Consider the following 5,148-nt stretch of genomic DNA (forward strand, 5'->3'; position numbering starts at 1 on the left):
TCCGGCAAAGGAGCTTTTCCCCCCTCAGGAAGATCGATTCAAACTCGCTCTGCAAATAATAAGAAGACGGATCGATATATTGACAAGATCGGAAGAAGTTACAGTAGACACGGTGGCAGAAGAAGTCCGGAGACTTCTGAGCAAGTACAAACGAAAAAGACGACTCGGCAGAAGTGAACCAAGAGCATTGAGAACAAAAAATACTAAATATCCATTTTTAAAAGGAAACAGATATCCGTGTTTATTATCTTAACCTTGTACCATTATCCCTGAGAGCAACCGGCTATATTATTCATTCATAAAGTTTAACAAATTATATAAGACTAAAACAAAGTTGCTCCAACTTATACTTGCGCGCTATCCAAAAGATGATGAATATTATAAGACAACTAAGTCCACACTTTCTCAAGTTCAGCAAGAATACTTAAATTTTATAAATAATACTTCTCAAGCAGATCCGGGTTCCTTTATAGCAAGGTATATCAAATCTTCTCAATTACCGGCTTTTGATGAGAGTCTGCCCCCGGATAAACAATTAGATTTCTTAAAAGCACACTCTTTAGATAATGTAGATTTTAAGGACGGCGAATTAACCTATTCAGATCTATTCACGAGTAAAACAATAGAGTATTTAACATATTATCGCAATCCGCAATTACCAAAAGAAATTCTTGAAAAAGAATTTATTATTGCCATAGATACAATATTAAATAAAGCTAAGATTAATTATAGAGTTTATAAGCAAATTGTAGAATACTTAATAGATGGGTTTAAGAAATTTGGATTTGAAAATGACCTTAACTATGTAGTTGATAATTATGTAATAAAAGATGATTTATGCTTGGATAAATTTTATTAGGAATAATAAATTAAGCTGGATAAATATATCTGATCTTAAAGGATGGAGCGGTAAATCTGCATCAGATTATTTTATTTATGCAACACCAACAATGTTTTTACTTGATCGAGATAAAAAGATAATCGGAAAACCTACGACTATATCCGGGCATAATAAATTATTCTAAACCCTAATCAATCTAAGGTCTCCCTCTTTCCCCATTAATTTTATCTTTGATGTTAGACTAACATTAATTATTTTAATTGCTTAAAAATCATAGGGATTTATCTGCATGAAACGTATCGCATTCTTAATTTTCGGTGTAATATTTATATTTAGAATAAATGTTTTTGCTCAGCTAGACCAATTCAAGGGCATGTCACAAGAACAATTAAAGCAAAAAGCTGCTTCAATGGGTTATACTGAAGAAGAATTATTAAAATTGCAACAAGCTCAGCAGGCTTCAAAACAAAAACAGCAAGGGGAAGAAAGCGAACAAACTCAGAAGACGGTAGTGGTTACTCCTCCGGTTGCAGCTCCACCTTCTAATTATACTGTACCGGCATTTTCTGGCAGAGGGAACGCTGCAAGCCTTCCTGCTTATGGATATAATATTTTTACATATTCTCCTACTTCATTTGAGCCTTCATTAAACGTTCCGACTCCTACTAACTATGTATTTGGCCCCGGTGATGAAATAATCCTTACACTTTGGGGAGAGACACAACTCGTTAATGATTTAACCGTCTCAAAAAACGGCGATATTTTTGTTCCCGAAATAGGATTAGTGAACGTAAACGGCTTAAGCCTCGACGCGTTAAAGTCAAAATTATTTAATAGATTATCACAAGCATACTCGTCTTTAGCAACCGGAAAAACACATTTTAATATTTCTACCGGAAAGCTTAGAAGCGTTAAAGTTTATGTCTTAGGCGAAGTAAACAAACCCGGTGGTTATACTCTTCCCGGAATGTCTTCTTCATTTACGGCGTTATATTATTGCGGGGGTCCTACTATAAATGGTTCTCTAAGAGATGTCAAGGTATTAAGAGGAGGTAAAGTAGTTTCCGAAATCGATCTTTATAATTATCTGCTCAATGGAGACAAGTCTAAAGATATTCGGCTTCAGGATGAAGACATACTTTTTGTCCCTCCGGTTGGAAGAAGAGTTGCAATTACCGGAAGTGTTTTCCGCCCTGCAATTTATGAATTGAAAAAAGGTGAAACTTTACAAAATTTATTGAAATATGCCGGAGGAGTTGACTTTAACGCCTATTTCCAAAGTGTCCATATCGAAAGGATAATCCCCTTTGACCAAAGAAAAGATTATACAAATAACATCCTTAGTATAGACTTAAATTTTTCCACGGTTAACGAGCTTAATAATAGCGACTATAAGTTAGATGACGGAGATGTCGTGGATATCTCTAACATCAACACCCTACCCCAAAATAGAGTAGTCATTAACGGCGATGTAAGAAAACCGGGGGTTTATGAATTGATGAGTCCGAATATGACTGTACGAGATTTAATATTTAAAGCCGATAGCCTTTTCCCGGATGCTTTTTTAGAAAAAGCGGTTTTAATAAGGACTTTACCTTCCGAGAAAAAAGAAATTATAGGATTCGATCTGACTAAAGCACTTTCCAGAGATCCTGCAAATAATATTACACTAAAAAACCGGGATGAAATACAAATTTATAAGCAGGATAATTTCTATCCAACCAGAAGCGTAGAAATATACGGACAAGTGAAAAATCCCGGGAAATTCACACGGTTCAAAGACATGACGCTGACAGACCTTATTGTACTTGCAGGCGGCGTAACTGATTTTGCTACTACTAAGAATATTGAAATTGTAAGAATGGATACAACTAGTACAAGTGCTTACGCTCAAAAGTTCACGGTTAATCTGCCGACTGACTATTGGAATGAAAAAAAATCGGATGACTTTAAACTTGAAGACTATGACCGTGTATTTATTAAAACAGATACAAGCAAAAACTTTAAAGGTGTTATTAGCATTACCGGCGAAGTTCAATTTCCCGGTTCTTATTCAATTCTATACCGCGGGGAAAAATTATCCGACTTTATAAAAAGAGCCGGTGGTTTTAAGGTAAACGCATACACAGAAGGTATCTATTTATTACGTAACAATCCTGTTTTGAAAAAATTACAAAGTGTGAAAATTCCGGATAGTCTTCTCTTCAAAAATTATACTGGTCGTCCTATTTATGATGCTGCTACATTTCAAGCAGAATTAGGCAACAGGATACCGATTAGTTGGGATAACATTCAGAATCATACATCTTCAATTTATAATCTTGAATTACAACCGGGAGATCAATTAGTTATTCCAAGAGATTCACGGACGATAACAGTTGTAGGAGATGTTAACCTGCCTTCTACTGTTCCTTATGAAGAAGGTGCGGGTATTTCATATTATATTAATCAAGCAGGTGGATATACTCAATCTTCCTACAAAGGTGACGATATTGTAATACTTCCTAACGGTAAAAAATGGAATCCATCAGGTTGGTTCTTTATTCCTAATCCCCAGATTTTATCCGGATCTACTATTTTTGTCCCTTCTTATGTAGAAAAACCCGGGACAGATGCCTGGCCGATGATTCGTGATATTGTTACTGTGGTTTCTTCTACTGCTATTCTTATTTTTACAATTAAAAAATATTAAAATAAGGATAAGAGAATGTTCTAAGAGGATTGTTTTTTAGAGCACTATTATAACCAAAATTTAATTTGAACTTAACGGGATAAAAAATTTACTTAAATATGCCAAACGAAAATAAAAATCAAAATCAACAATCCAGCTTAATTCCTTCAGAGGAAACAAAACAGCAGATAAATAGACAGTCAATTTCTAACGGCGAGGTCGAAGAAGAAATACCTTTTGATATCCGGTTTCAACAGATGGTAGATAAAGCACGGCCTTATTTAAAAAACTTATGGGACTTGCGTAAGAAATTTATTGTTTTTAATGCAGTTGTCTTAGCCTTTACATTAGTTTACTTAATTTTTCTAACCAAACCTTATTTTGACAGCACTGTAACAATATTGCCTGATTACGGCGGTAAGGAATCCTCATTAGGGCAGCTTGGCAGTCTTGCATCTCTTGCAGGCGTCAGCGTCGGTGGAGGTTCCCCGACTGAAATATATCAAAATTTAATAACCAGCGAATCAGTATTATCTCCGGCTATTTACGCTAAATACAAAACAGAAAAATTCCCCGATTCAGTAAATTTAATTCAGTATTTCAAAATAAAACCTAACAAAAATTTACCCAGTGATTTGCAAAAACGCGATATGTTTCTCAAGGCATTTAAGGGCTTAACTAAAGGAAGACTTATCACGGATGTAGACAGGATGACTAAAATTCTAACTCTTTCAGTAAAAATGCCGGAGGCTCAACTCTCGGCCGATGTAGCTAACAAGGTTGCAGAGTCACTTGATAATTATATTAGAACGAAGCGCAAATCTTATGCATCGGAACAAAGCCAATACATTGCAACAAGACTTATGCAAGTTAAGGATTCATTAAACGTTGCCGAAAATAAATTAATGTATTTTAAGCAACAGAACAGAATGGTAATCCAGTCACCGGAATTGATGCTACAGCAAGCCAGACTTCAGAGAAATGCGGAAATAAGGAATGCAGTTTATTTAGAACTAAGCAAACAACTTGAGTTAGCGAAGATTGCCGAAGTAAAAGACACACCTGTTCTAAATATTAAAGAATTGGCTAAAGATCCAATAGTTAAAACCGGACCTAAAAGATTGACCTCGTTGATTATTGTAATGTTCCTGTCCGTGTTATTTTCAGGTACTTATTTTTCCTTTAAAAGCACTATAAAAAAGTATGCTGCTATTATGGGTTTGGACTCAATAAGAATTAAAAGGAAAAATCAAAAAGGATAACCCATATCCCCTAAATATTTCCACTATCATTCTGACGAAAGTATATCTTTGCATTTATCAGAATGACGGCAATCAGAATCTCCCGCTAAATAAGTCAGAGATTCCGGATCTAGCCCGGAATGACAAAAAGATAAATGAGACTCTGTTTCAATTCCCGAATGAAATGAATAAAAAAGCCCTATGAGTATAATTCTCAAAGGGCATTTTTGTCTCAACTTATACTGTTAATCTTATTTCTGAAGAGCCGTATTCGCCTGCTTCATCTGCTGCAATTGCTGAATCTCAGTCTTAATGCCTCCGGCATTCGGATAATAGGTCTCCAATCTCTGAAGGATACCGATAGCCTTGTCATATTCTTTTAAGTTCACGTAAAT

At 35.3% G+C, this 5,148-nt stretch carries 4 protein-coding genes; all 4 read left to right on the top strand.

Features of this window, described 5'->3' with window-relative positions:
- A partial coding sequence (locus ACYC56_RS12015; protein WP_461374418.1) for a hypothetical protein occupies positions 1-253 on the top strand: 253 nt, incomplete at its 5' end.
- Positions 254-334: 81 nt separating this feature from the next.
- On the top strand, positions 335-859 hold the full coding sequence (locus ACYC56_RS12020; RefSeq protein ID WP_461374419.1) for a hypothetical protein: 525 nt from the start codon (positions 335-337) through the stop codon (positions 857-859).
- Between the two features lie 271 nt (positions 860-1,130).
- Positions 1,131-3,533, top strand: coding sequence for an SLBB domain-containing protein (locus tag ACYC56_RS12025; RefSeq protein ID WP_461374420.1), 2,403 nt, complete (start codon positions 1,131-1,133; stop codon positions 3,531-3,533).
- A 98-nt stretch (positions 3,534-3,631) separates the two neighbouring features.
- Positions 3,632-4,774: a Wzz/FepE/Etk N-terminal domain-containing protein gene (locus ACYC56_RS12030; protein ID WP_461374421.1), complete on the top strand. Its 1,143-nt coding sequence runs from the start codon at positions 3,632-3,634 to the stop codon at positions 4,772-4,774.
- Positions 4,775-5,148 lie beyond the last annotated feature (374 nt).

Source organism: Candidatus Aquicultor sp. (genome assembly GCF_054640775.1).